Below are 26,990 nucleotides of genomic sequence, written 5' to 3'. Positions count from 1 at the left end.
CACCATACAAAGATAGTGACGCGTTAAAAGTATACCTACCCCAACCCCAATTCCTTCAATTTCCGCGTTATTGTATTCCTTCCCCAACCGAGTAAACGGGCAGCTTCCTGTTTATGTCCATTAGTGTGTGTCAAGGCACAACTAAGCAATGTACGTTCTAATCGCGGTAATACATCGGAAAGGAGATCAACCTGGCCTTCCTGTAAGGCTTTTTCTGCCCATGATGCCAATTGCTGTGACCAATCTCCTGATGAAAGGAGGGAAACAGGAAGATTATCTGTTTGTTTAGAAGACTGACTTTCAATTAAATCAGTCGGTAAATCTTGCACCAGGATTTCCTTACTGGCTGCCATCACCGTCAACCAGCGACAAACATTCTCTAGCTGACGGACATTTCCAGACCATGACAGGTGCATCAGAGCTGTTTCGGTATCAGGATGTAGTGTTTTCGCTTCAACGCCCAGCTCTTTGGCTGTCTGTTGCAGAAAATGTTGTGCCAGACGGGGAATATCTTCTGCACGATCCCGCAAAGGTGGCAATTGTACGCGGATCACGTTCAGACGATGATAGAGATCTTCACGGAATTTACCCTCCTTAACCCGTTGCTCAAGGTGCTGGTGGGTCGCTGCAATAATTCGTACATCAACTTTTACTGGCGCATAGCCACCTACGCGATAGAATTGCCCTTCTGCCAGAACCCGCAATAGGCGTGTTTGGATATCCAGTGGCATATCGCCAATTTCATCCAGAAACAGTGAACCTCCATTAGCTTGCTCAAAACGCCCGTGGCGAATCTGATTGGCACCAGTGAAAGCCCCTTTTTCGTGACCAAATAATTCTGACTCAATTAAATCTTTTGGGATTGCTGCCATATTCAAGGCAATAAAAGGGGCTGCGGCTCTTGGACTATGGCGGTGCAGAGCATGGGCAACCAATTCTTTCCCTGTGCCTGATTCACCATTGATTAAGACGCTGATGGAGGAGCGGGAAAGCCGTCCGATAATCCGGTATACCTCCTGCATGGCAGGAGCTTCTCCAATCATTTCAGAGACTGATGACGATATTTTAGAATTACGGGATGAGTGTTGTTGTTCCCGGGAATGACTTAATGCACGTTCAACCAACGCGACAGTTTCATCAATATCGAATGGCTTCGGTAGATAATCGAATGCACCGTGTTGGTAGGCGCTGACGGCTGCATCCAAATCGGAATGAGCAGTCATAATGATGACCGGAAGTTGTGGATAGTTCTGTTTGATTTGATTGAGCAAGCTCAGCCCATCCAGACCCGGCATGCGGATGTCTGACAGCAAAACGTCGGGACAACCTTGTGATAGTGCTGCCAATACGGAATCTGCGTTTTCAAAACTGATACACTCCATACCTGCGCCACTCAGCGCTCGTTCAAGTACCCAACGGATAGAGCTGTCGTCATCAACGATCCAGATTTTTCCTCGTTGCATGGTATCCCCTATTTCTTGATAGGCAGGTAAATGGAAAACTCCGTATGTCCCGGCCAACTGGTAAATTCGATTTTTCCAGAATGTTGATCAATAAGACTGCGGGCAATAGATAAACCTAGCCCGGTTCCTCCCTCATGCCCACTTACCATCGGGTAGAATAGCGTATCCTGAATACCGGGAGGAATGCCTGGCCCATTATCTTCAATATCAATTCTGGCAGCTAAGCGATAACGCTCACCATGTAAGGCGATTTGGAATGCTGTTCGGGTTCGTAAAGTGATTATGCCACCTTTACTGTCCAATGCTTGTAGGGCATTGCGGGTAATATTCAATAAAACCTGTTCAATCTGATCAGGGTAATGGGATAGCTCCGGCAGGCTGGGATCATAGTCCTTGATTAATGTGACATTGTCGGGCATTTCCAGTGATACCAATTGATAGACCCGTTCTACCACATGGTGAATGCTCTGGCGGATCTGAGCTCCGGGATGCTGTGGCCCCAATAATCGATCCACAAGGGTACGAAGCCTGTCTGCCTGTTCGATAATGACTTGAGTATATTCTTGCAGGGAGGGATCTGGCAGTGTTTTTGCCAATAATTGTGCGGCTCCCCGTAAACCCCCCAGTGGGTTTTTGATTTCATGTGCCAGCCCCCGAACCAATTCCCGCGCAGCCGCCTGCTGTGCCTGTTGTATCTGCTCTTGGCTTAAACGGCGCTGGCTATCCATAGGAGCGAGTTCCAGCAGAATAAACTGTTCGGAAATTGGTTGGGCACTGAGCGACATAACATGTGAGTGATTGTTGATCACTAATATGACTTCGTTATCCGTAAAACCATGCCCGCGTATCAGACTGGAACGCATAAATTCCGTATCTAATGAGATATAGCTGAACAATACCGGAAGAGGAGTGCCAAATAATTTACGTGTACTTTGTGCCAGAAGTTGCATGGCGGAATGATTGGCATAGTGGATAATTAAATCGTTATCCAGTACCAACACACTGTTTATCAGTGAATCAAGAATCTGTTCTGTTTTGGGAAAATCAGCCATTTCTATCCAACCTTTCAGCCTTTGCACTTTTTTGGTGCGTTGTATCTTATTTGATCATGAATTGGTCACCCACTCTATCGAGAAGGAAAGTTCAGAGGGAAAAGAGCCCATCCGAAGATGGGCCAAAAGTTTCACGGCAACAAAATAAAAAGGAGCAATTGTAGTGCCTTCAAGCATTAAACGCTGTAATACAGTTCAAACTCCAGAGGATGTGGAGTCATACGAACGCGTTCGATTTCACTGTTCAAGACACCAATATAAGCATCAATTGCATCATCAGTGAAAACACCACCGCGGGTCAGGAATTCGCGATCTGTATCCAGTGCAGCCAGTGCTTCTTCCAGAGAAGAGGCTACGGTTGGGATCTCTTGGGCTTCTTCGGCTGGCAAGTCATACAGGTTTTTATCCATCGCATCGCCCGGATGTATTTTGTTGATGATACCATCAAGGCCAGCCATAAGCAGAGCAGAGAAGGCCAGATAAGGATTTGCGGCCGGATCTGGGAAACGTACTTCAATACGACGAGCTTTACTGCTGGCTACAACCGGGATACGGATAGATGCAGAGCGGTTGCGGGCAGAATAGGCCAGCATCACGGGAGCCTCAAAACCAGGTACCAGACGTTTATACGAGTTAGTGGTTGGGTTAGTAAAGGCATTCAGGGCACGGGCATGTTTGATGATGCCGCCGATATAGTAAAGAGCCAATTCAGATAACCCACCATATTTGTCTCCGGCGAACAGGTTGACACCGCCTTTAGCCAGTGACATGTGACAATGCATTCCAGAGCCGTTATCTCCGACCAGCGGTTTTGGCATAAATGTCGCTGTCTTGCCGAAAGCATGGGCGATATTATGTACCACATATTTATAAATCTGGGTTTCATCCGCTTTTTTGGTCATGGTGTTGAAACGAGTTGCGACTTCGTTCTGACCTGCTGTTGCCACTTCGTGGTGGTGGGCTTCCACAACCAAACCCATTTCCTCCATGGTCAGGCACATTGCTGAACGCAGATCCTGAGAAGAGTCCACCGGAGGGACAGGGAAATAGCCACCTTTAACTCCTGGGCGATGGCCTTTGTTACCACCTTCATAGCGAGTGCCGCTATTCCAGGCCGCTTCGGTATCATCAATATGATAATAAGAACCTGAAATAGAATTGCCGAAACGGACATCATCAAACAGGAAGAATTCCGGTTCTGGCCCGAACAAAACAGTATCTGCAATATCACTTGCGCGCAGGAAATCTTCCGCACGTTTTGCAATAGAGCGAGGATCACGACCATAACCTTGCATTGTGCCAGGTTCCAGGATATCGCAACGTATAATGAGCGTGGCATCGTCAAAGAAAGGGTCAAGCATTGCGGTAGATGGATCTGGCATTAGTACCATGTCGGATTCATTGATACCTTTCCAACCTTTGATAGATGAACCGTCGAACATTTTGCCATCTTCGAAGAAATCTTCATCAATCTGGTGGGCAGGAATGGTGATGTGCTGTTCTTTACCTTTAGTGTCAGTAAAACGTAAGTCAATAAACTTCACCTGATGTTCTTCAATCATGGACAAAACATGTTCAACGGACATATGAGTTCTCCTGGTTTACGTAGGCTGGATAAGGCGCTGGCTACCCTATCTTAAGTGGCTGATAGTGTCTTTGTATACAGCCAATTTTATTGCGATTTTCAATGCCAGAACACATTGCGAAAAACGTGCCAACTTTTAAAAGCCATTGAATCTGATTGTGTATATTTATAAATAGGTATAAAACTCAGCAAATAGACAAAAGCACAGAGGGATCCTTAAGTATTCTTGCACTAAATTAGTGAATAAAAATGACAATAATGCACCATTTTAGTGAAAATAAATAAGGTTAATCCATTACAGTTACTGTTATTATCACTTTAAGTTATGACACGTTTATATTCAGAAAATAGATAAACTTCAAAAGTGATGCACTTCACATTTATTTCACTCTGTAGCTATAACGTGTAAAATAGCACCATATTTGTGTTAAATGAGAGTAGCGTTGCAATCTGTCACGCTGTCTGTATTTAATATTTCTTCAAATAGCTAAAACGGTAAAAATACTTGTCAATTAATAACTTAAGAAATATTGCCATTATCGCTCACGTTGACCATGGCAAAACTACGCTGGTTGATAAACTTCTACAGCAATCTGGTACATTTGGTGAGCGTGCAGCCGCGACCGAGCGCGTGATGGATTCCAATGATCTGGAAAAAGAACGTGGTATCACCATTCTTGCAAAAAACACCGCTATTAAATGGAATGACTACCGCATCAATATCGTAGATACCCCGGGCCACGCCGATTTCGGTGGTGAAGTAGAGCGCGTGATGTCAATGGTCGACAGTGTTTTGTTACTGGTGGATGCGATGGATGGCCCGATGCCGCAGACTCGCTTTGTAACTCAGAAAGCCTTCGCCCACGGTTTGAAGCCAATCGTTGTTATCAACAAAGTTGACCGTCCTGGCGCTCGCCCTGACTGGGTAGTCGATCAGGTATTCGACCTGTTCGTAAACCTTGGTGCAACCGACGAACAGTTGGATTTCCCTATTGTTTACGCATCTGCACTGATGGGGATTGCCGGTAACGACCACACAGATATGGCCGAGGATATGACTCCGCTGTATCAGGCAATCGTTGAGCATGTTGAGCCGCCTAAAGTTGATCTTGATGGCCCATTCCAGATGCAGATTTCTCAGCTGGATTACAACAACTACGTTGGGGTTATTGGTATCGGTCGTATCAAGCGTGGAACGGTAAGACCAAACCAGAACATCACGATTATTGATAGTGAAGGTAAGGCGCGTAATGGTAAAGTTGGTAAGGTTTTCAGCCATCTGGGATTAGATCGCATCGAATCTGACAAAGCGGAAGCCGGTGATATCATTGCGATTACCGGTCTGGGTGAACTGAACATCTCTGATACTCTGTGTGAGGTTAATGCAGTTGAAGCTCTGCCAGCGTTAGCAGTTGATGAGCCTACCGTTAGCATGTTTTTCTGTGTTAACACCTCACCTTTCTGTGGCCGTGAAGGTAAGTATGTGACCTCCCGCCAGATCCTGGATCGTTTGAAAAAAGAGCTGGTTCATAACGTCGCACTGCGTGTTGAAGAAACTGAAGATCCAGACGCTTTCCGTGTATCTGGTCGTGGTGAACTGCACCTCTCCGTCCTGATTGAGAATATGCGTCGTGAAGGTTTCGAATTAGCGGTTTCTCGTCCAAAAGTTATTTTCCGTGAAATTGATGGCCGTAAGCAGGAACCTTTCGAACAGGTAACACTGGATATCGAAGAGCAGCACCAGGGTGATGTGATGCAGGCGCTTGGTGAACGTAAAGGTGAACTGCGTGATATGTTGCCGGATGGTAAAGGTCGCGTGCGTCTGGACTACGTTATCCCAAGCCGTGGTTTGATCGGTTTCCGTACTGAATTTATGACCATGACTTCCGGTACTGGTCTGCTGTACGCAACCTTCAGCCACTATGATGACATCCGTCCGGGTGAAATTGGTCGTCGCCAGAATGGTGTACTGATTTCCAATGGTCAGGGCAAAGCCGTTGCTTATGCTCTGTATGGTTTGCAGGAGCGTGGTAAGTTGTTCCTTGGTCACGGTACAGAAGTTTATGAAGGCCAAATCATTGGTATCCATTCTCGCTCCAATGACCTGACCGTAAACTGTCTGACAGGTAAAAAACTGACTAACGTTCGTGCTTCTGGTACAGATGAAGCGACAACGCTGACTCCACATATCAAGAAAACATTGGAGCAAGCGCTGGAGTTCATTGATGATGACGAACTGGTTGAGGTTACACCACAATCAATTCGTCTGCGTAAACGCCATTTGACTGAAAATGATCGTCGTCGCGCAAGCCGTAGTAAAGAAGGTTAATTTCTTTTGAATAGCTTAGGGTGCTTCGGCACCCTGAGTTTTATCAGCGCTCTTCTGACCAAACTCTTCTCCCTGTCGCTTACCTGCCTCAGCCTGCTAGTATTACGATTTAGTTAAATTGTTAACTGTTTCAATGACGATTGCTCAATAGCGTAATTTGTCTGTTCTTTGTCGTCTTACCCTTTTTTCTTGATTAAATTATGATAAAAGTACAAAACCATAAGCACCAGTCAGGAGGGATTATGCTGTACATTTTCGATATGGGTAATGTGATTATTGATATTGATTTTAAAAGAGTACTGGCTGTCTGGAGTAACTTAAGTGGTACACCACTGGCAACGTTGACGACCAAATTTACAATGGGAGAGGCGTTTGAAAAGCATGAATGTGGGCAAATCACGGATACAGAATTTGTTGAAGTGCTGTGTGATGAAATGGAGATCTCACTCAGCTTTGAACAATTCTCTGAAGGTTGGAATGCGATTTTCATTGGCGTCAGGCAGGAAGTCATTGAGTTAATGAATAAACTGCGGGGGCAAGGGCATAGGGTTGTTGTATTATCCAACACAAACCACTTGCATCTCCAGTACTGGCCACAGCACTATCCTGAAATTACTGCTTCGGCAGATTTTCTTTATCTGTCCCAAGACTTGGGAATGCGTAAACCAAATCAGGATATCTTTAAATATTTGCTTGAAAAAGAAGGTGTAACTACTGAACAGGCAGTTTTTTTTGATGATGTTTTGGAACATATTGATGCAGCACAGAAATTAGGTATCAATGCCATTCATGTGACTGACAGGAAAATCATTCCTGATTATTTTAAAACACATGACTTCTCACTTCCCGAAGCAACATAGTATCTTTCACATAACCGTTTTCATGTAACTGTTTCACGTAACAGTTAACAGGTTCTAAATGGGATAGCATCTTGGCAAGCAAGATACTATCCCTACAAGTTACTCTATCTTTTATGGATCACTCACAAGAAAAATGATTGCATTAATTCAACGTGTAACACAGGCAAAAGTTGTTGTTGATAGTAAAACTATTGGAGAAATTGAGCAGGGACTGCTGGTTTTTCTGGGGGTTGAAAAAGAAGATGATCAACAAAAAGCCCAGCGTCTGTGTGACAAAGTAATGGGATATCGCGTGTTCAGCGATGAGCATGGAAAAATGAACCTGAATGTTCAGCAAGCTAATGGGAGCTTATTAGTTATTTCCCAATTTACCCTGGCTGCTAATACTCAAAAAGGTTTAAGACCGAGTTTTTCTGGTGGCGCTACCCCCCAAAAAGCTGATCAACTTTATCGCTATTTTGTTGAACAGTGCCGTGCAACTGGTATAAAAACAGAAATGGGGCAATTTGCTGCGGACATGAAAGTAAGTCTGACAAATGATGGGCCTGTGACTTTCTGGTTGCAAGTATGATGTGTACCCAATGGATTTCAGGATGCAGCCAACAAAGTTGCAATTTGAAAGACAACGGGTATAAGTGCGTACTTTCGGGAGCGCTGAACATAACAAAAATAAGATAACTATCGTTTGCTATATATATTTCCTTGACTACACATGACAACACGCAAAGAAGGGGCTGTTTCTATGTATCACCTCAGAGTACCTCAAACCGAACAAGAGCTAGAAACCTATTACCAATTTCGTTGGGAGATGCTGCGTAAGCCACTTCACCAGCCGATTGGCTCAGAAAGAGATGCTTATGATTCGATGGCTCATCATCAAATGGTGGTGGATGAAACGGGTAAACCGATTGCTGTTGGGCGTTTATATATCAATGCAGATAGTGAAGGTGCTATCCGTTTTCTGGCCGTTGACCCTAATGAACAACAGAAAGGGTTAGGCACACTGATTGCAATGGCATTGGAATCCGTTGCCAGACAAGAAGGTGTAAAGCGGATTGTTTGTAGTGCGCGTGAGGATGCTGTTGATTTCTTTAGTAAGTTGGGATTTCAAAACCGGGGACTTATTAATGGTGCCCAGTCGTCTCCTATTAATCACTTCTTGATGATTAAGCCTATTATAAGTCTTGATGATATTTTGCACCGTCCGGACTGGTGTGCGGAATTGCAACAGGCGTGGTACAAGCACATTCCCTTGAGTGAAAAAATGGGGCTGCGTATTACTCAGTACACAGGGCAGCGTTTTATTACCACAATGCCGGAAGCAGGTAACCAGAACCCTCACCATACTATTTTTGCCGGTAGTTTGTTTTCTCAATCGACATTAACAGCGTGGGGATTGATCTGGCTGTTATTGCAGGAGCGTCAACTGGGGGGAGATATCATTCTGGTTGATGCGAATATTCGTTACCATAAACCAATCACTGGCCGCCCCAGTGCTGTTGCTGACCTCAATAATATAAGCGGTGATTTAGCCCGACTTGCACGTGGCAATAAAGCGCGTGTTAAGCTGGAAGTACAAGTAAGCGGTGAACTGGGAGTGGGTAGTGTGTTCACCGGTACTTATATCGTATTGCCTGCTGAACGGCCTGTGAAAATCTGAACTGCTATAACTGGATAGCGATTCAGGTTCTACCCTTTTCTGTGGCAGAACTGTTTTCGCTATCTTTTTGCAATTGTTCTATTTTTTATGATTGCTCTGTGTGAGATTGTCCTGCTTCGTCAGATTGGGTTGCATCAGATTGACCGACAGGGCTGCTATCGGTCGTCATTACCCCTTGTTTAATGGACTGTGACTCTTTATTGGATGACCTGTCTTCAGCCGCCAGTGTGCCACTGATGGTCTCCTTAATATTGTCAGCAGAGAGATCACCGGTGATAGCTAGTGAAAAATTGCCATCGCCATGTGCATTGAGCGGTCTCCAACCCCACTGTGGCAGAATACCCAAATCCACATTCATTCCCTTGAAGTTGAGCTGAAAAGGTTTTTGAGAAGCTGACTGTTCAACCATACCGTTAAATTGTAGTAATCCATCACCCGTGAAGGCATTCATTTTATCAACCACGACTCTGTCATCTGTAGCATGTAATTGCAGATAAGGACGAGCGATTTCTACTTTATTGAATGTTCCGCTGGCGGCTTGTAACGATGCTTGTCCATTCCATAATCCCCAATGACCATTTTTCAGGATATCCATAGTATCGACATAGCCTGATAGTGTGGTGAGCTGAAATGGAAAATCAGGATTCGCATCAATCAGGAGTGTATTGTTAATACTGACATTGTTTAATTTCAGTGCTGAAATCCATTCTGATGCGGGATTTTTGATATAGTCACGCCATTTTGCTGGCAGGAAGTAAATCAAGCCTGTCACTGAACTGTCGTTGAGGGTTAACTGGCGGCTCTGGCGATCCCACTGAGCTTTAATATTGAATAAACCTTTCTGGTAATGAGCTGTCAGATTGGCGATGGTAAAAATATCACCGGAAAAGCGGAATTTACCCAATATATCCCGGAATTGAGCGTCATTGAAGGTCATATTCATGGCATTAAAATCAATCAAGCCATCTTCGGCCTGCCAACGACCATTAACTAACCCCAGTCCTTTGATGGTTGTATCAAGATAATCGACAGACCAATCTTTCCCTTGTAGTTTGGCGTTAGTGAGATTGAGATCTTTAATGTGGATGGTCGGGAGTTGATGAGTTTTTTCTACCAGAGCAGCCAGTGCCATTGGGGACTGCCAGCGTATATCATTGATCAGGATATTATCCCAGCTCCAACTGCCATCAGGTAATTGTTGTCCATTTCCAGAGATGAAACCTTTCAGAAACTCTGCACCAAAGGCGCTGATGGTCAGACTGTTATTCTGGTGGCTTCCCTGCATGACGACCTTATCAAACGGAAGTCCATTTATACTGATTGTACTGGCACTGAACTGGTACTGCCCCGAACCAAAAGGAGAGTTGGTATCAGGTATCCAGGGGGTGATACCGCCGATAATATTTTTTCCCTGAATTTGCGAATGAGGGGTTGTTAACTGAATATCCATCTGATTCAGTTGTAAAATATCGGCTTTCAAAGCAGGGGGAAACTGATTGCCTGACAGCGCTAACTTACCTTGTTGTAATGTCAGCTTATGGAGATCTGTGAATTTGGGCAGGAATTGCCATTTGAGATCCAGATCCACCGTATTGGTATTGAGTGAGAAAGAACTCTGTTTATCGCTGACACTCACATTATTGAGCATTAGGGTCATAGGTCGGAGCCAACTGTGGTCGATACTTTCAATATTGACCTGATAATAACCTTGCTTGTTGATCCACTGGCTTATTTGTTTAGCTCCCCAATGTGTCTGGGCAACAAAATAAACAATGATCATTGCCAGAATCAGTAACAACAGCAGAGTAGCAAAGCATTTCCCTAACCACTTCATAATCTCACCTCAATACGCTCGTCCTGAAAAGAATCCCTTTTATGCCGTAAAACGGATCGCTACTCAATAGGCAACACTGAAAAAGCACTCATTCCGGCATACTGGCAGGAAAATTGCGAAGAATATTGCAAAAGAATATGCGAAGAGTTACACAAAAAATTCCCGCTATATAAGCGGGAGAAGAAGAGCCAGGCGAAAATTATGGCTATTTTTCTTGAGGAAAAACCAGATTTAGGAGAATGGCTGTGAGCCCGCCAGCGGCAACGCCAGAAGAAAGCAGGTTTCTTACCCATTCAGGTGCATATTGTAAGATCAGTGGTTGTTGAGAAATGCCCAATCCCACAGCCAGTGACAAGGCGATGATCATAATGGCACGTCGATTTAACGGTTCACGGGAAACAATTCTGACACCAGATGCGGCAATCGTACCGAACATCACAATAGTAGCGCCACCTAATACCGGTTCAGGAATATGCTGTACAAAACTTGCTACTGCCGGAAATAGCCCTAATAGAATCAGCATGGAAGCAATAATGTAACCGACATAGCGGCTGGCAATACCAGTCAGTTGGATTACTCCATTATTCTGACCAAAGCAGGAATTCGGGAATGTATTAAATAGAGCAGAAACCATCGAATTGAGACCATTTGCCAGTACACCGCCCTTAATACGCTTCATGTATAACGGGCCGCTGACAGGTTGCTCAGAAACATCTGAAGTTGCTGTAATATCACCGATTGTCTCCAGTGACGTCACCATAAAAATCAGGACAAGTGGGATCAACAAATTCCAGTCCAAAGAAAGCCCGTAATACAGTGGAGAGGGAACAATGATAATTGGTTTGTCTTCTGTTGTAGTTGAATGGGGTAGCATCTCCATATACCAAGCGACTAAATATCCTACTGCCATGGCAATAACCAGAGACGCAACCCGTAAATAGGAATTATGTTGGCGATTCAGCAACACAATAATGGCAAGAACAACTCCCGCCAGCAAAAGGTTTTCGAGGGCACCAAATGTGCCTTGCTGAATAGCGGTATAACCGCCGCCGATAGAAGTTAACCCAACCTGAATCAGTGACAGACCAATAATCATCACAACAATGCCGGAAACTAGAGGTGTGATGATTTTTCTGGCCAGATGCAGTATGCGGGAAAGAAATATCTCAGTGGTTGCTGCAAGCATCAATGTACCAAACAGGGCAGCCATCATTGTTGGAATATCGGCTCCTCCATTTTTCATGGCCAGGCCACCCATGATAAGAGGAGCTACAAAATTAAAACTGGTTCCTTGAATGGAAAGCAAACCTGAGCCAATTGGCCCCCAGGAACGGATTTGAATAAGTGAGGCTAACCCTGAAGCAAACAAGGACATACTGATAATGCGTTGTGTATCTTGTTCGGGAAGCCCAAGAGCCTGACAGATCAATATCGCTGGTGTGATGACAGCAACAAACATTGCCAGCAGATGCTGACAGGCGGCAAACAGGGCATGTGGAAGAGGTGGTTTATCTTCCAGACGGTAAATTAATTCGCTACCCGATTTTTCGGGGATTTCTGATTCTGAGTGTTTGTGGGTTGAGGTAGCCATGGTGTGGAGTTTCGAGTCAACAAAAGACACATTTTATTGCTCTGGCTTATAAAAGCAATCGATTGCGTGAAATTTTACCTATGAGGTATAACTTTATTTCGTCACATTTTTAAATGTTTTATCTTGTATTTATCGGTAATTTTTTTTCTAATCCAACCCTTACCTGCTCTTGGCGTTTTTATAGGATGATTATAACGTCGCATTAAATTCACATAATTTTAACAATGGATGGGGTACATAAATGTATCATTTGGATATTTATGGCACGCTCGTGGCTGCCACACTTGTTTTGCTAGTGGGAAGAAAACTCGTACAGTCAATTTCATTTCTTGAAAAATATACGATTCCAGAGCCGGTCGCAGGTGGCTTGCTGGTTGCTTTTGTTCTTCTGATAGTTAAACAGTCCACGGGCTGGGAAGTTAGCTTTGATTTATCTCTCAAAGATCCTCTTATGTTAGCGTTCTTTGCTACTGTAGGCTTAAACGCTAACCTTGCCAGCCTGAAAGCAGGTGGAAAATCCTTGGTAATCTTTATTGTTGTCGTTGTGGGCTTATTGTTGGTGCAAAACACAGTGGGGATTGCATTGGCGAAAATGCTTGGGCTTGATCCATTGATGGGGCTGTTGGCTGGCTCAATCACCCTTTCAGGAGGACACGGAACTGGTGCTGCTTGGGGTAAGGTATTTACTGAACGTTATGGTTTTGAGAATGCCACTGAAGTTGCAATGGCATGTGCAACATTTGGTTTAATACTAGGAGGCCTGATTGGTGGCCCTGTTGCTCGTCTGCTGGTAAGGAATAACAAAACACCTGGCCTGAAAGCTGAAGATACTGAAGTTCCGACTGCGTTTGAAAAACCCTATACCGGCCGTTTGATTACACCATTAGTAATGCTCGAAACCATCGCTTTAATATCTATCTGTTTGTTAGCGGGTAGCTATCTTGAGAAGGTTCTGGAAGGTACGCTCTTTTTGCCAACTTTTGTGTGTGTCCTGTTTACCGGAGTGATACTCAGTAATGGCTTGTCCCTGCTTGGTTTTTATCGGGTATTTGACCGGGCAGTGTCAGTGCTAGGTAACGTCAGTTTGTCTCTCTTCCTGGCAATGGCATTGATGAGTCTTAAATTATGGCAACTGGCATCCCTTGCGCTGCCGATGCTGGTGATCCTTGCTATACAAACAGTGGTTATGGCTCTGTACGCTATTTTCGTCACTTACAGAGTGATGGGTAAAAATTATGATGCGGCAATATTGTCAGCTGGTCACTGTGGTTTTGGTTTGGGTGCAACACCAACGGCGATTGCAAATATGCAGGCGATTACTGACCGCTTCGGGCCATCACATGTGGCGTTTTTGCTCGTACCGATGGTAGGTGCGTTCTTTATTGATATCGTTAACTCAGCCGTTATCAAGATTTATCTGTTATTACCAGTATTCCCATCTGTAGTAGGCTAACTTAACTCACCTTTGCTTTTGCCTGATATCTTGGCTAAATATGCCGCTGCAATTATCAGCGGCATTTTTTTAATTATCTTATAAGCATGATAGCTCGTTGATTAGGCATGGCTGTATTGCGAGCGGTCGGACAACCAGCGTTCAATCAATGCCTTGGCATGTTCAGGATAGTGTTGATGGATATAGTGGGCAATACGTTGTACTTCGGGGAGCATTGCCTGATCCCTTAATAAATCAGCAATCTTGAATTCGACGTTACCGGTCTGACGCGTACCAAGCAGTTCACCTGGCCCCCGAATTTCCAGATCTCTTTGGGCGATGACGAAACCATCATTACTATCCCGTAAGACTTGCAGACGTATTTTAGCTGTGTTGGTCAGCGGTGTTTTATAGAGCAGGACACAGTGAGAAGCTACAGCTCCACGCCCAACGCGGCCACGGAGCTGATGTAACTGAGCCAGCCCTAACCGTTCAGGATTGTCGATGATCATCAGGCTAGCATTAGGGACATCCACACCGACTTCAATCACCGTGGTGGCAACCAATAACTGTAATTCACCTTGCTTGAAAGCCTCCATAATGGATTGCTTTTCCACCGGTTTCATCCGCCCATGCACGAGGCCAATTTTCAGCTCAGGTAGCGCCAGGGCCAATTCTTCACTGGTAACCTGAGCAGCTTGTGCTTCCAGAACTTCGGAGTCTTCAATCAAGGTACATACCCAATAAGCCTGACGCCCTTCGTCTAAGCAAGCATTTTTGATACGTTGAACAATTTCATTCCGGCGAGTATCAGGGATAGCGACCGTTGTTACAGATTTCCGTCCAGGGGGAAGCTCATCAATAATGGAAGTATCTAAATCGGCATAAGCGGTCATTGCCAATGTTCGTGGAATCGGTGTTGCAGTCATGATCAATTGATGAGGATGAACCCCCTGTTCACGCCCTTTTTCCCAAAGTGCCAGACGTTGATGAACACCGAATCGGTGTTGTTCATCAATAATGACCAATGCCAGCCCGGCAAATTTAACTTGCTCCTGAAACATTGCGTGAGTACCAACGACCATACTTACCTGACCACAGGCAATGGCTTCTTGTTGCGCTTGGCGCGCCTTGCCTTTTTGCTTACCCGCAAGCCATCCTACCTGAATACCAAGTGGTTCAAACCACTGGCGAAAAGTGTTGGCATGTTGCTCCGCAAGAAGTTCGGTCGGTGCCATTAAGGCAACCTGCTTACCGTGAACAATAGCCCGTATTGCTGCGAGTGCTGCCACCAGCGTTTTACCGGAACCGACATCACCTTGTATCAGCCGCATCATCGGGACATTTTTTTCTAGGTCATGCTCTATTTCCATTACTACACGCTCCTGCGCACGTGTTGGCGAAAAAGGGAGCTGATCCAGTAATTGCTGTTTTAATGAATTATCTGCTGTGAGCGGCTGGGCATGGAAACGCTGAGCACCAGCTCTGACAGCCAGCATACTTAAATGATGTGCCAGCAGTTCTTCCAGAATTAATCGGTGTTGTGCTGGATGTTTACCATTTTCCAAATCCGCCAGAGAAATATCTGGTGGTGGACGGTGCAGAGTACGCAGGGCATTGGGAAGGCTGATGATCTGCTGACTAAACTGATCTGGTAATAATTCATTAATTGGACAAGTATCAAGCAGTTCCAGAGCCTGTTCGATCAACTTGCGCAGTGTGGTTTGACGCACTCCCTCTGTCGTGGGATAGACAGGAGTTAATGTATCCTGCAATTGAATGCGCTCAGCGTGTTGCTGGATCTTGTATTCTGGATGAATAATTTCTGCTCCTTGGGAGCCGCGGCGGATTTCACCATAAGCAATGATATGCTTGCCTTCTGCCAGACTATTCTTCATGGCAGTAGTGAAATTAAAAAAACGCAGAGTTAATATGCCAGTTCCGTCGCTGATTTGACAGGTCATTATACGCCGGCGCCCAAAAACCACATTGGTACGCAATATTTCACCCATCACCGTAGCATAAATACCGGGTAATACATCGTTAATAGCATACAGGCGGGTTTGATCCTCATAACGGAGAGGTAAATGCAGCAACAAATCCTGTAGATTGACCAATCCTAATCTGGCAAGTTTAGTCACCTGATTGGCTCCAACACCATGTAAAGTGGTTAATGGGATGGCATCAAGTAATCGGCCTTTCATACCTTTTCTCCGTCAGTGTGATTTATTTCCCTGTTGATGGTGCGGTCGTTGCCTGCATTGTTACCCACCAAGATTCACTTGCGATAATTTGCCCTTGTTTATCAATGAATGGTCGTTCCAGCCCTTTACGATGCGCGACCACAGTTGAGTCCGTAACTGATGAGTAGGCCAAATGGCATGGATCTGATGAATACCAACTGCATCCGCAGAGCGAATAACTGCGGATATATTATGGAGTTTGTGTACTTCTTCTAAACAAATTGTCAGGTCAGGTTGACGCATTGCCATCATCTGACAAATACATGCATAACGTTTAGGATTCATAACCTCTAGTTTCGGTTACGGCTGACTCGCAGTACATCTGGCATAACACGTATCTTACGCATGATATTTGCCAACTGGATACGGTCTTTGGTTGTCAGCCTGATGAAAGCACAATAAACGCGGCCATCTTTTTCCTCAGTATTCATGCTTTGGATGCTGGAATTTGCATCATTAATAGCTGCTGTCAGATTTGCCAGTGCTCCCTGATGGTTAAACATATCAACTTTAATTTCAGCGATAAAATCGCTATTGATATCTTTATCCCACTCAACAGGCATAAATTTTTCCGGTTCTTTCTGATAACCGCGGATATTACGGCAAGATTCGTGATGGATAACTAAACCTTTCCCCGGACTGATGTGGGAAATAATCGGGTCACCCGGAATCGGTCGACAACACTTAGCAAAGGTAATTAGGATGCCATCAGCACCTTTGATTGGCAGCTTACGAGATTGACTGTTACTGCCATTCGGAATTTTTTCTGTTGCACCCAATAGATTATGGGCAACGACGACACTCATCGCATTACCTAATCCGATCTCTGCCAGCAGGTCATTGAGTGAAGCAAGTTTCATTCTTGCCAATTCTCTGTCGATATTTTCCTGTGAAATATCGTTAATTTTCAGTCCATTGCCAAGTGCATGATTGAGCAGACGCCTTCCCAGACTGACGGAATCATCCCGCTTAAGGTTTTTCAGTAACTGACGTATTTTAGCACGTGCTTTAGAGCTGACGACAAAGTTCAGCCATGCCGCATTAGGGCGTGCGCTTGGGGCGGTAATGATTTCGACAGTTTGCCCACTGCTTAAGGTCTGAGATAGCGGGTAAGGCAGACGATCAACTCGAGCTCCGACACAAGCGTGACCAATATCCGTATGGACGGCATAAGCAAAATCGACAGGTGTTGCACCTGCCGGTAATTCGACAATACGCCCTTCAGGAGTAAAAACGTAAATCTCATCAGGGAATAGATCAGATTTGACGCTTTCAATGAATTCGAAAGAGCTACCAGCACTCTGCTGAAGCTCCAACAGGCTTTGCATCCAGCGCTGGGCACGGACTTGCGCTGTGGTACCTGATTCCCCTTGTTCTTTATAAGCCCAGTGTGCCGCAACCCCCATCTCTGCCATTTGATCCATGTCTTCTGTCCGGATCTGGACTTCAACAGGTACTCCATGTGGACCGATTAGAGAGGTATGCAAGGATTGATAGCCGTTGGCCTTAGGAATGGCAATATAATCTTTCACTCTACCGGGACGGGGTTTATACAGGCTGTGCATTTGCCCTAAAACACGGTAACAGGTATCAAGATTGCCGACGATGACACGAAACGCGTAAATATCCATAATGGAATGAAAACGCTGTTCTTTCAGGTGCATCTTACGATAAATAGAATAGAGGTGTTTTTCCCGTCCATTAACGATACATTGGATACCCGCATCCGTTAATCTACCTTCAATTTCTGCCAGAATTTTCTGGATCATCTCCTTACGGTTGCCACGGGCAGCTTTAACAACCTCTTTGATCACCCGATAGCGGTTAGGATATAAGGCCTCAAAGCCAAGCTCCTCCAATTCTGTTTTCAGGTGATGGATCCCCAACCGATGGGCCAACGGACTGTAGATCTCCAACGTTTCCCTGGCGATGCGCCGCCGTTTATCAGGGCGCAGAGAGCCAAGGGTTCGCATGTTGTGTGTTCGGTCTGCCAGTTTGATCAGAATGACACGGATATCCTGTACCATTGCCATGATCATTTTGCGGAAGTTTTCGGCCTGAGCTTCCTTTTTATCACGGAAGTTCAACTTGTCCAATTTGGAGACACCTTCCACTAATCCAGCGACGGCTGTGCCGAATAATAGCTCAATATCCTGAAATGTCGCTGGAGTATCTTCAATGACATCATGCAGAAGTGCGGCCATAAGTGTTTCATGGTCAAGACGCATTTCAGCCAGAATACAAGCAACAGCGACTGGATGAGTAATATATGGCTCACCACTGGAGCGGGTTTGCCCTTCGTGGGCATCCCGTGCTACGACATAAGCCTGTTTTAATAGATCAATTTGATCTTCAGGCAAATATTTAAGTACAAGCTGGTTCAGGCTTTCAAACAGGTACAAGGCAGACCTACCGTAAAATTAACGACGACCGTCGGCGATAGCAGAAACAGCTTTGATTTCTGCAGCTTCTTGCTCCTGCTGCTCTTGACGTTCACGAACATCAAGAATTTTATTATTGATAAGACCTTGCTCGATTTCACGCAGAGCGATAACAGTCATCTTATCGTTTTCTTCTGGAACAAGAGGATCTTTTCCACCTACCTGTAATTGGCGTGCTCGGCGAGCAGCGACCAACACTAGGTCAAAACGGTTACCAATTTTTTCTACTGCGTCTTGAACAGTTACGCGTGCCATATGTGTGCTACTCCACAGATAAATAAGTGACTGGGCATAATACTGAAACTTAGTTCAGTCTGCCAATAATTTGCTGATTAACGCATCATGTCGTTGAGTCTGCCTTTCTAATCGCAGACGTTCGGAACGAATAATCGATTGTAAATCGGCCAGAGCCGTATTGAAATCATCGTTGATGATTACGTAGTCATACTCTCCATGATGTTCCATTTCTGCAACTGCCTGAGACATTCGTTTAGCGATGACCTCTTCACTGTCCTGACCACGGCCACGCAGACGGCGGAGTAATTCTTCCCTTGAAGGAGGAAGAATGAAAATGCTACGAGCCGCAGGCATTTTCTGACGGATTTGTTGCGCACCCTGCCAGTCAATATCAAGAAAAACATCAACACCACTAGCGAGAGTATCTTCGGTAATTTTGCGGGAAGTACCGTAATAGTTACCGAAAACACAGGCATGCTCCAAAAATTCATCATGGTTAATCATATTTTGGAATTCATCGACTGTGACGAAATAATAATGTTCACCATGATTTTCGCCAGGGCGTGCCGGACGAGTTGTATGTGAAACAGAAACCTGAGTGTCATACAAAGGCTGGGTTTTTAATAAAGCCTGAATAAGGCTTGATTTACCTGCTCCACTTGGGGCAGAAACAATATATAACGTTCCTTGACTCATGCTGATTTCTTGACTGATTGGGGTATTAATAAATGCAAGCGCAGGAAGTTAAATCCCACATAGTATACACGGAGACGCTAATCCATGCAGCGTTACAATACATGTCAACGGGCATTTCAACAAAATTTTTTCTTAACAAACAGATATTCAGGCAATATTTTGCGAGACAATTTCAGAGAAAATAAACGGTTGCAGAAATTGAATAATTATTTTTCGAAACACTTCTCAAACTCTTTTCTTCTATCTTGGTACAAGCCGAATTTCTTTTTATTCTCTGCTCGTGTTTAAGGGACATATGGAGCAAGGATGCTTAATTTTCTGATTATAATTTTGGTGTTGTTGTTTGGAATGCCGATGGTATTAGCAAACTGCCCGGCTTGGTCAAAGGAAAAACTCCAGCTTGAAATAGAACGCCTGACACCACAGATAGCAAAATGGGATCACCTTTATCGTCAGCAGGGAATCAGTGAAATAGATGATGAGATTTATGATCAACTATTGGAAACCCTGACGCTCTGGCAGGATTGTTTAAAACAAAAACAAGACAATACCCCTGCTGTATCTGCTTTATCAAATAAGACAGTATCAGACAAAGCTTTTGTGATAGACAAATCATTCTCGGCGGTGGTGCTACATAAGGTGGGTCTAGCTAGCGGAAAACAGTTTCACCCTGTTCAGCATACAGGCCTGCATAAACTAAAAAGAATAGAGGAAATTCGCCGATGGTTACAAGGACGTTCGGCCGTTTGGGTACAGCCTAAAATTGATGGAGTTGCAGTTACGTTGGTTTATCAAAACGGTCTCTTAGTCGGATTAATCAGCAGAGGGAATGGTGCAGAAGGGACGGATTGGCTGGATAAAAGTGAATTTATTTCCAGTATTCCTAAACAGATAGAAAATGCACCGGACCATATGATTTTACAAGGAGAACTCTTTTGGCAACAGAATAACCATCGTCAATCTATTGCAGGTAGTCAGAATGCGCGCAGCAAAGTAGCTGGGTTGATGATGCGTAAAACTCCTTCACCGGAACTCAGCCAAATAGGGATATTTGTATGGAGCTGGCCGGATGGGCCAAATGAGATGGCAGTTAAACTGGAGAAACTGACATCAATGGGATTTCCCATTACACAGCAATATAGCCATCAAATTTTCAATGCAGAAGATGCGGAGGAAAAGTGGAAAATGTATTTTACCCATCCTCTCCCTTTTGCCACAGACGGTGTTGTTTTAAGACAGGAAACTGAGCCTGCTGGCATGCAATGGCGTTCTGGTTCAAACAGTTGGTCGATTGCGTGGAAGTATCCTTTGCAACAGCAAGTTACAACAGTAAAAGATGTTCAGTTCAAGATAGGTCGGACAGGAAAAATATCTGTTTTACTGGAGCTGGAAAAAGTGCAATTAGACGATAGAAAAATCAATCGGGTTCATATTGGTTCAATAAAACGTTGGCAGCAGTGGGATGTTTATCCGGGGGATAAAGTAACCGTGACACTGGCGGGGCATGGCATACCAAAACTCGATAAAGTGGTATGGCGCATTGCGGAACGTCAAAATATTCAACCTCCTAATACGCAGCAGTTTCATTCGCTCAGTTGTTTTGTACTGAATAACCAAGATTGCCAACAGCAGTTTATTGCTCGTCTGACATGGATGGGGAAAAAATTGAAAATGAAGGGTGTTGGACAAGGTATATGGGCTGCTTTAGTAAGAGATGGACGGGTAACACATTTGGCAGACTGGTTGGCATTGAATACGAAGCAACTTGCTGAAATACCTAACATTGGTGCTAAACGTGCGGAGCTAATTTTCACCCAATTCCAACAGGCACAACGACAGCCAGTCTCATTATGGCGTGAAGCGATAGGGATGCCTTACGCCAATAGATTTATGGAAGAAGTGAATCAGTACAGGGATGTACAATTATCAGAAACAGGAACCGACAGTACTTTAACAGCAAAACAAAGAACAAAAATTGAGGAGTTTTTACAATACCCCGAAGTTAAAGAACTGGTTGAGACGTTAATTTTACAGGGAATTAATATTAATGTGCATGGAATAGCTTTTCACATACCCTATGAATTTCAAGATGCAGCTTCTTTACAGGAAGCGATTTCTTTGCAGTAGGTTTCTTTACCGGGAAGTCGAGAAATGTAGAAAAGGAAAACACAGAAAAGAAAACAGTAGATAAGCAAACACGCAAGAGCGAAGGAGCAAGCACTTGCTCCAAACGCCCAGATTAATATCAATGGTCAGCGCCATCATAATTGAAGATGGGTAACCCAAGACGATAGCGAATAGCAATCAAGCGGGCGGTCAGGCCTGCTACAAGGGTGATGATAATTACGCTGTTTGGGTGCAGTGGAGTATGTAATAAAGCGATATATAACCAGGCAGCAGCAAAAGAGACACCCGCATAGATCTCTTTCTGGAACACTAACGGAATGGTGTTACAAAACATATCGCGCAGTACTCCACCAAAAACACCGGTAATAACAGCAGCAATGGCGGCAATGACTGGGCTGCAGTGCATATCCAGTGCGATTTGTGCACCAATAATTGAAAAAACAATTAAACCAATCGCATCAAGAATAAGAAATAAACGCCGAAGGTGTTTCATCATTGGGGCAACCCAAATGGTGACTACTGCGGCGCAGGCAACAGTCACAATGTATTCTGGGTTTTTAACCCAACCAAGCGGGTAGTGGCCCAGAATAATATCACGAACGGAACCACCACCAATGGCTGTTACAGAAGCAATAATAATCACGCCGAACACATCCATTTTTCGACGACCTGCGGCTAAGGCACCTGTCATGGCTTCAGCCGTGATACCAATGATATAAAGGACACTGAGTAGCATAAATTTAATCAAATGGAATATAACGTAGAAGTAAAGAGTAATGCTGAAATAATAACGTCTCGATTGAAATTTTTTAGTTAAATTTTAATAGCATTAGTTTTTATTATCCGAAACCTCGAATATTAAGGTAGAAAAATGGTTTTTAAGGAACGTCAGATTACATTCGACAACCGTAGCCATCAGATAACTAATATAAATATCTGGACCCCTGACAGCCAGTGGTTAGTCTATGATGTACGTCCTAACGGGGCAGACTTTACTGGCTTAACGATAGAAAAAATTCATATAAATAATGGACAGACAGAGATCATTTATCAGGCAAAAGATGGCGCACATATCGGTGTTGTCACAGTTAGTCCGCAGGAACCGGCTCGTTATGCATTTATTCATGGCCCGGAAAATCCCGATACTCACTGGCAATACGATTTTCATCATCGGCGTGGTGTGATCGTTTCCGATATGCAGCCAAATGTTGCTGTTAATATTGATGCGTTGGACATTACCTCACCTTATACAGCCGGAGCCTTGCGTGGTGGTACACACGTGCATGTTTTCAGTCCTGATGGCAGTCGTTTAAGCTTTACCTATAACGACCATGTTATACATGAGTTAGATCCCGCACTTGATTTACGCAATGTAGCTGTCGCTATTCCACTAAGAGCGGTGATATCAGCTAAAAAGCATCCAAGAGAATATGATGGTAGCTATTTTTCGGTGGTAGTAAGCCGCACTACAGCACGTCCACGCCCTGGTAGTGATGAGATCAATCGTGCATATGAAGAAGGATGGATTGGGCAGCAGGGTTATCTTAAAAAGAATGGACAATGGCAGCGTTGGGCTCTGGCTTTTATTGGTGATACATGTGCTGAAAATGGTGAAAAGATCCCTGAAATTTACCTTATTGACCTACCTGAGCATGATGAAGATTATGCAGTTGAAGGTAATCAGCCATTAACCGGAACGGAAACGACCTTACCTGCACCACCTGCGGGAGTGAAACAGCAACGTTTAACATTTACCCACCAGAATCATTGGCCGGGAGTGGTCAGTACGCCTAGGCATTGGTTAAGAACATCTCCGGATGGCAGCAAAATTTGTTTTCTGATGAAAGATGATAAGGGAATTATCCAGTTATGGTATGTATCCCCAAAAGGGGGAGAACCAATACAGGTCACGCATAATGTACATGACATACAATCTGCATTTAACTGGGATAGCCGAGGCCGATTTATTGCTTTTGTCTGTGATAACAGTGTCATGATCTGTAACAGCCAAAATGGTGAAGTTCAGCGGCTAACAGCACGTACTGACATTGCTCCATGTGCAGATGCAATAGTGATCTCACCCGATGACCGACATGTTGCTTTTATGCGGGATATTAATGGCTATCGTCAGATCTTTATTGTCGAAACAGGCATCGTTGCACCATCTTTGCACAATAACGATGCCTGAAAAAACACATTAAGACAATTTGCAGCACAATGGGTACTGGCAGAGTTGGGATTGATAGAGCGATGAAGGATCAGTCTTCATCATTCGTGGACTCTTCTGATATCTGTTGTGTATGAGTTAAATTTTTTTCCAGTTTTTCAATACGAAGCTTAGGTGATTTCCCTGTTTGATCCTGATTTGAGAAAGCATAATCATAAGGGAGCAAAAGAGTATCTAAAAGGGCTGAGAATGGTAGATCTACTGCGAGCAAAGGTTTCAGAAACCATCCCGTTTTGTCATCTTTTAACATGTTAATATTAGCTTGTGCCCCAGAATAATATCCCTGATTGGGGCCACTATGTGTCATGATGCTGGAACAGCCTGTAAGCAGAGACAATCCAAATATAGTAGCGGATAACAAAAGCAGTTTACTGTTTTTCATCATTTCTATTCCATGAACCCAATGAGTTAATTTGCCGATATCCAAATTCTTATATCTACTTTAACGTTACTTTTCCTAATCATAAAGATAACTCTTTATGATTATTTACTATAGTCAGGTTATATTCAGTTTGCTATAGCGCTTATTGTTAAATGCAATAATTTTTTCGGCAGAAGATTTTTAAATCTTTTTTATTATTTTTAATAAAAAAGTAAGAACATATATAAATTATTACTTTTGAATTTATCAACAGTATGAGCAATTACACAAATGAATATTTTTCATTGCTTAGATTAAGCACTGAGTTTGAGGAAATAAGGTTTGGTAATTAGGTGTAGATGATTACTTTCTGTAAGATGTGAGGGATTAAAAACAGTGTTAAATAATTAATCATATTTGTTTAATGCATTAAATGTGCTTTAGATCACATAATGCGTGGCAATTATCTTAATTTCACATAGCAGAGGCAATTTAAAGTTAAAAAACCCTGCCTATTCAGGTCATTATATTTTTTATTTTCTGGTTAAATATGCCGAGTTCAGGGAAAGTGTATAAACAAGGATTGTTTTCCTTTCCTACTATGTATGAAGAATTCTTTTGGGATTCTAATAACTACTGTCCTGTTCTCAGGTAAAAAGTCCTCGTTATCATCTTACTCCCTCACTTTAAATGAGGGAGCTTTTTTATTATTCCGATTAGCGATCTGCTTCTTTATGAGCGATTTCAATTTCTTCGGATAAAATACGGACACCTTCTTCGATTTTCTCCAAATCAGGCACATAGTTCATACGCATACATTGATGGGCATGAGGCCAGTTGTGTTCCAAACCAGGGAAAAAGTAGTGGCCCGGCACCATCAACACTTTTCGTTTTTTTAATCGCTGATAAAGAATTTCTGTCGTAATCGGCAGATTTTTAAACCATAGCCAGAGGAATATTGCTCCTTCTGGTTTATGAATAAGGCAGTGCTCTTCTGACATATAACGGCGAATGATCTCAATTACGCTATCTACCCGTTTTTTATAAAATGGCTGAATAACATTCTGGGATAAACGGAACAGATCATTACGGCGGATCATTTCCAGCGTAATAGCAGAGCCAACTCCGCCTGGTGCCAGGCTAATAACACCATTCATATTACTGACAGCATGGATAATTTTCTCATTGGCAATGATGATTCCGCAGCGAGTACCCGGTAGCCCCAGTTTGGACAGGCTCATGCACAAGATAATATTCGGGTTCCAAAGAGGAGTTGCATTACTGAATACAATACCCGGGAACGGTACACCGTAGGCATTATCGATCAGCAGAGGGATTTGGTGTTGCTGAGCCAATGCATCCAGACGCAGTAATTCTTCATCGGTGATGACATTACCTGTTGGGTTAGTTGGACGGGAAACACAGATCAAGTTGATATCTTCAGAAATATTCAGGTGATCAAAATCAACCCGATATTTAAATTGACCATTGGGTAGTAATTCAATATTGGGTTTATTGGCAACAAATAAACCTTCATCCAGACCAGAATCAGAATAGCCAATATATTCCGGCGCAAGAGGAAACAAAACCCGTTTCATCGAACCATCTTCGGCACGCCCCGCTAATAAATTGAACAGGTAGAAGAAGGCGCTTTGGCTGCCATTGGTCAGGGCAATATTTTGCGGGTGGATTTCCCAACCGAGTTTTTCTTGTAATTCTTGAGCCAAAGCTGCGATTAAGGTGTTTTTTCCCTGTGGCCCATCATAATTGCATAGAGTTTCGGTTAATTGACCGTTTAACGCTAGATCTGTCAATAGTTGTTGGAAATATTCATCCATTTCAGGAATATGAGCAGGATTACCACCACCTAGCATAATCGCGCCGGGTGTTCTCAAACCTTTGTTGAGATCATTCATCAGGAGAGTAATTCCTGAATCTTGTGTGAACTTGTTTCCGAATTGAGAGAATTTCATAACAGCAGCTGCGTCTTTTTTGTAGGATAAGAGGACACCATACCCCGCACTTTATTGTGGTGCAATGGGGTAAAGTTTCTATTCTGTATTGCTATATATTGTAATGTGACTTGTTGTTGGATTTTGAAACTGGATATTTAATATTTTTATGGTCTTATATTTTAACAACAAATTGCCACCTATTTTTATGCACTGATTTCAGTTTTTCGGCTTTCAATTTTTCGACATAGGCAGTCTGCGATGTGATCATTGACTAAACCCGCAGCCTGCATAAAGGCATAACAAGTAGTACTGCCGATAAATTTAAATCCACGTTTTTTCAGTGCCTTTGAGAGAGCATCAGAATGGGCGGTTTTGACAGGCACTTCTGCCAGTGTTTTCCAGTGGTTAATTTGCGGGTCGTTATCAACAAATCGCCAGATAAACTCACAGAAATCTTCTTCCTGTTCGGTCATTTTCAGGTAAGCACGGGCATTATGAATTATGGCATTGATTTTAGCACGGTTGCGGACGATGGCAGGATCTTGCATCAATTTCTCGACATCATTTTCATCCATTTCGGCAATTTTGACAGGATCAAATTGATGGAAACATTTTCGATAACCTTCCCGCTTTTTCAAAATGGTGAGCCACGATAAACCAGCCTGTTGTCCCTCAAGGCAAATCAGTTCGAAAAGCTGTAGGCTGTCTTTTAGCGGTTTACCCCATTCATTGTCGTGATAAGCCAGATAATCAGGATCAGATGTAACCCAACCACAGCGAGTTATTTCCTTATTCATGAATCGCACGTCTCCACAGATAATGGTGAATAATTACACCAATCTTAGCTGTATAAATATACAAGTAAAGTGGCAGAGATAAGATTTTTTTATACTGTGA

The 26,990-nt window shown here is 43.6% G+C and carries 20 protein-coding genes and 1 pseudogene; 7 read left to right on the top strand and 14 right to left on the bottom strand.

All coding sequences use genetic code 11. From position 1 onward, the window contains the following. Window positions 1-35 precede the first annotated feature (35 nt). From glnG to glnA, 3 genes are all read right to left on the bottom strand, one after another. A complete protein-coding gene (gene glnG / locus HGO23_RS01055; protein ID WP_209027645.1) occupies window positions 36-1,463 on the bottom strand; it encodes a nitrogen regulation protein NR(I) in 1,428 nt (475 codons plus the stop codon). A gap of 8 nt (window positions 1,464-1,471) precedes the next feature. Beyond that, window positions 1,472-2,515 carry a nitrogen regulation protein NR(II) gene (gene glnL, locus HGO23_RS01050; RefSeq protein ID WP_209027644.1) on the bottom strand — a complete coding sequence of 348 codons (1,044 nt, stop codon included), beginning with the start codon at window positions 2,513-2,515 and terminating at the stop codon, window positions 1,472-1,474. 176 nt (window positions 2,516-2,691) lie between these two features. Further along, the gene (glnA, locus tag HGO23_RS01045; protein WP_099135359.1) at window positions 2,692-4,101 is read right to left on the bottom strand and encodes a glutamate--ammonia ligase; all 1,410 of its coding nucleotides are present in this window, start codon (window positions 4,099-4,101) and stop codon (window positions 2,692-2,694) included. Window positions 4,102-4,605: 504 nt separating this feature from the next. On the opposite strand from glnA, the gene typA reads away from it, so the two are divergent. The 4 genes from typA to fabY all read left to right on the top strand — a co-directional run bounded on the left by typA (window position 4,606) and on the right by fabY (window position 8,949). Further along, a complete protein-coding gene (gene typA, locus HGO23_RS01040; RefSeq protein ID WP_099135360.1) occupies window positions 4,606-6,429 on the top strand; it encodes a ribosome-dependent GTPase TypA in 1,824 nt (607 codons plus the stop codon). Between the two features lie 242 nt (window positions 6,430-6,671). Then, on the top strand, window positions 6,672-7,289 hold the full coding sequence (gene yihX / locus HGO23_RS01035) for a glucose-1-phosphatase (RefSeq protein ID WP_209027643.1): 618 nt from the start codon (window positions 6,672-6,674) through the stop codon (window positions 7,287-7,289). A 133-nt stretch (window positions 7,290-7,422) separates the two neighbouring features. Next, the gene (gene dtd / locus HGO23_RS01030; RefSeq protein ID WP_099135362.1) at window positions 7,423-7,860 is read left to right on the top strand and encodes a D-aminoacyl-tRNA deacylase; all 438 of its coding nucleotides are present in this window, start codon (window positions 7,423-7,425) and stop codon (window positions 7,858-7,860) included. 171 nt (window positions 7,861-8,031) lie between these two features. Further along, window positions 8,032-8,949 carry a fatty acid biosynthesis protein FabY gene (fabY, locus tag HGO23_RS01025; protein WP_099135363.1) on the top strand — a complete coding sequence of 306 codons (918 nt, stop codon included), beginning with the start codon at window positions 8,032-8,034 and terminating at the stop codon, window positions 8,947-8,949. Window positions 8,950-9,034: 85 nt separating this feature from the next. Here the strand turns inward: fabY and HGO23_RS01020 are convergent, their stop codons facing one another. Together HGO23_RS01020 and HGO23_RS01015 are read right to left on the bottom strand one after the other, a co-directional pair. After that, entirely contained in the window at window positions 9,035-10,783 is a 1,749-nt protein-coding gene (locus HGO23_RS01020) for an AsmA family protein (protein WP_099135364.1), read from the bottom strand. Between the two features lie 205 nt (window positions 10,784-10,988). Beyond that, a complete protein-coding gene (locus tag HGO23_RS01015; RefSeq protein ID WP_209027642.1) occupies window positions 10,989-12,374 on the bottom strand; it encodes a nucleobase:cation symporter-2 family protein in 1,386 nt (461 codons plus the stop codon). A gap of 241 nt (window positions 12,375-12,615) precedes the next feature. Here HGO23_RS01015 and gltS point away from each other — a divergent pair, with 241 nt between their 5' ends. Next, window positions 12,616-13,827 carry a sodium/glutamate symporter gene (gene gltS, locus HGO23_RS01010; RefSeq protein WP_099135366.1) on the top strand — a complete coding sequence of 404 codons (1,212 nt, stop codon included), beginning with the start codon at window positions 12,616-12,618 and terminating at the stop codon, window positions 13,825-13,827. A gap of 101 nt (window positions 13,828-13,928) precedes the next feature. Here the strand turns inward: gltS and recG are convergent, their stop codons facing one another. From recG to gmk, 5 genes and pseudogenes are all read right to left on the bottom strand, one after another. Then, window positions 13,929-16,010 carry an ATP-dependent DNA helicase RecG gene (gene recG / locus HGO23_RS01005; protein ID WP_209027641.1) on the bottom strand — a complete coding sequence of 694 codons (2,082 nt, stop codon included), beginning with the start codon at window positions 16,008-16,010 and terminating at the stop codon, window positions 13,929-13,931. A 141-nt stretch (window positions 16,011-16,151) separates the two neighbouring features. Further along, a pseudogene (locus HGO23_RS01000) lies at window positions 16,152-16,334 on the bottom strand (tRNA (guanosine(18)-2'-O)-methyltransferase TrmH); the annotation flags it as partial. 5 nt (window positions 16,335-16,339) lie between these two features. After that, window positions 16,340-18,451 carry a bifunctional GTP diphosphokinase/guanosine-3',5'-bis pyrophosphate 3'-pyrophosphohydrolase gene (gene spoT / locus HGO23_RS00995; RefSeq protein WP_099135368.1) on the bottom strand — a complete coding sequence of 704 codons (2,112 nt, stop codon included), beginning with the start codon at window positions 18,449-18,451 and terminating at the stop codon, window positions 16,340-16,342. 18 nt (window positions 18,452-18,469) lie between these two features. Beyond that, window positions 18,470-18,745: a DNA-directed RNA polymerase subunit omega gene (gene rpoZ / locus HGO23_RS00990; protein WP_047683454.1), complete on the bottom strand. Its 276-nt coding sequence runs from the start codon at window positions 18,743-18,745 to the stop codon at window positions 18,470-18,472. 54 nt (window positions 18,746-18,799) lie between these two features. Next, the gene (gene gmk / locus HGO23_RS00985; RefSeq protein WP_099135369.1) at window positions 18,800-19,423 is read right to left on the bottom strand and encodes a guanylate kinase; all 624 of its coding nucleotides are present in this window, start codon (window positions 19,421-19,423) and stop codon (window positions 18,800-18,802) included. A gap of 354 nt (window positions 19,424-19,777) precedes the next feature. Here gmk and ligB point away from each other — a divergent pair, with 354 nt between their 5' ends. Then, window positions 19,778-21,550 carry an NAD-dependent DNA ligase LigB gene (gene ligB / locus HGO23_RS00980; protein ID WP_244967857.1) on the top strand — a complete coding sequence of 591 codons (1,773 nt, stop codon included), beginning with the start codon at window positions 19,778-19,780 and terminating at the stop codon, window positions 21,548-21,550. A 118-nt stretch (window positions 21,551-21,668) separates the two neighbouring features. On the opposite strand, the gene HGO23_RS00975 is transcribed toward ligB, so the two are convergent. Continuing rightward, entirely contained in the window at window positions 21,669-22,286 is a 618-nt protein-coding gene (locus tag HGO23_RS00975) for a trimeric intracellular cation channel family protein (RefSeq protein WP_209027639.1), read from the bottom strand. A gap of 135 nt (window positions 22,287-22,421) precedes the next feature. On the opposite strand from HGO23_RS00975, the gene HGO23_RS00970 reads away from it, so the two are divergent. After that, entirely contained in the window at window positions 22,422-23,738 is a 1,317-nt protein-coding gene (locus HGO23_RS00970) for a YidR family protein (protein ID WP_209027638.1), read from the top strand. 70 nt (window positions 23,739-23,808) lie between these two features. Here HGO23_RS00970 and HGO23_RS00965 read toward each other — a convergent pair whose 3' ends face one another. The 3 genes from HGO23_RS00965 to HGO23_RS00955 form a co-directional block, all read right to left on the bottom strand. Then, window positions 23,809-24,159: a YceK/YidQ family lipoprotein gene (locus HGO23_RS00965; RefSeq protein WP_099135492.1), complete on the bottom strand. Its 351-nt coding sequence runs from the start codon at window positions 24,157-24,159 to the stop codon at window positions 23,809-23,811. 695 nt (window positions 24,160-24,854) lie between these two features. After that, window positions 24,855-26,111: a valine--pyruvate transaminase gene (locus HGO23_RS00960; RefSeq protein WP_099135373.1), complete on the bottom strand. Its 1,257-nt coding sequence runs from the start codon at window positions 26,109-26,111 to the stop codon at window positions 24,855-24,857. A 185-nt stretch (window positions 26,112-26,296) separates the two neighbouring features. Beyond that, complete coding sequence (locus HGO23_RS00955; protein WP_209027637.1) at window positions 26,297-26,890, bottom strand: DNA-3-methyladenine glycosylase I; 594 nt, start codon at window positions 26,888-26,890, stop codon at window positions 26,297-26,299. Between the last annotated feature and the right edge of the window lie 100 nt (window positions 26,891-26,990).

Origin of the sequence: Xenorhabdus budapestensis, assembly GCF_017743015.1 — a bacterium.
Classification (GTDB): Bacteria; Pseudomonadota; Gammaproteobacteria; order Enterobacterales; family Enterobacteriaceae; genus Xenorhabdus; species Xenorhabdus budapestensis.
The sequence above is the reverse complement of the archived record's forward strand: the minus strand, read 5'-3'. Positions and strand labels throughout refer to the sequence as shown.

Excerpts from the sequence above, each read along its gene's own strand:
- glnL (WP_209027644.1), bottom strand. The coding sequence starts at position 2,515 with ATGGCTGATTTTCCCAAAACAGAACAGATTCTTGATTCACTGATAAAC.
- dtd (WP_099135362.1), top strand. The coding sequence starts at position 7,423 with ATGATTGCATTAATTCAACGTGTAACACAGGCAAAAGTTGTTGTTGAT.
- glnA (WP_099135359.1), bottom strand. The coding sequence starts at position 4,101 with ATGTCCGTTGAACATGTTTTGTCCATGATTGAAGAACATCAGGTGAAG.
- ligB (WP_244967857.1), top strand. The coding sequence starts at position 19,778 with ATGGTATTAGCAAACTGCCCGGCTTGGTCAAAGGAAAAACTCCAGCTT.
- yihX (WP_209027643.1), top strand. The coding sequence starts at position 6,672 with ATGCTGTACATTTTCGATATGGGTAATGTGATTATTGATATTGATTTT.
- HGO23_RS00955 (WP_209027637.1), bottom strand. The coding sequence starts at position 26,890 with ATGAATAAGGAAATAACTCGCTGTGGTTGGGTTACATCTGATCCTGAT.
- recG (WP_209027641.1), bottom strand. The coding sequence starts at position 16,010 with ATGAAAGGCCGATTACTTGATGCCATCCCATTAACCACTTTACATGGT.
- fabY (WP_099135363.1), top strand. The coding sequence starts at position 8,032 with ATGTATCACCTCAGAGTACCTCAAACCGAACAAGAGCTAGAAACCTAT.
- HGO23_RS01020 (WP_099135364.1), bottom strand. The coding sequence starts at position 10,783 with ATGAAGTGGTTAGGGAAATGCTTTGCTACTCTGCTGTTGTTACTGATT.
- HGO23_RS01015 (WP_209027642.1), bottom strand. The coding sequence starts at position 12,374 with ATGGCTACCTCAACCCACAAACACTCAGAATCAGAAATCCCCGAAAAA.
- HGO23_RS00965 (WP_099135492.1), bottom strand. The coding sequence starts at position 24,159 with ATGAAAAACAGTAAACTGCTTTTGTTATCCGCTACTATATTTGGATTG.
- rpoZ (WP_047683454.1), bottom strand. The coding sequence starts at position 18,745 with ATGGCACGCGTAACTGTTCAAGACGCAGTAGAAAAAATTGGTAACCGT.
- gltS (WP_099135366.1), top strand. The coding sequence starts at position 12,616 with ATGTATCATTTGGATATTTATGGCACGCTCGTGGCTGCCACACTTGTT.
- HGO23_RS00975 (WP_209027639.1), bottom strand. The coding sequence starts at position 22,286 with ATGCTACTCAGTGTCCTTTATATCATTGGTATCACGGCTGAAGCCATG.
- HGO23_RS00970 (WP_209027638.1), top strand. The coding sequence starts at position 22,422 with ATGGTTTTTAAGGAACGTCAGATTACATTCGACAACCGTAGCCATCAG.
- HGO23_RS00960 (WP_099135373.1), bottom strand. The coding sequence starts at position 26,111 with ATGAAATTCTCTCAATTCGGAAACAAGTTCACACAAGATTCAGGAATT.
- glnG (WP_209027645.1), bottom strand. The coding sequence starts at position 1,463 with ATGCAACGAGGAAAAATCTGGATCGTTGATGACGACAGCTCTATCCGT.
- gmk (WP_099135369.1), bottom strand. The coding sequence starts at position 19,423 with ATGAGTCAAGGAACGTTATATATTGTTTCTGCCCCAAGTGGAGCAGGT.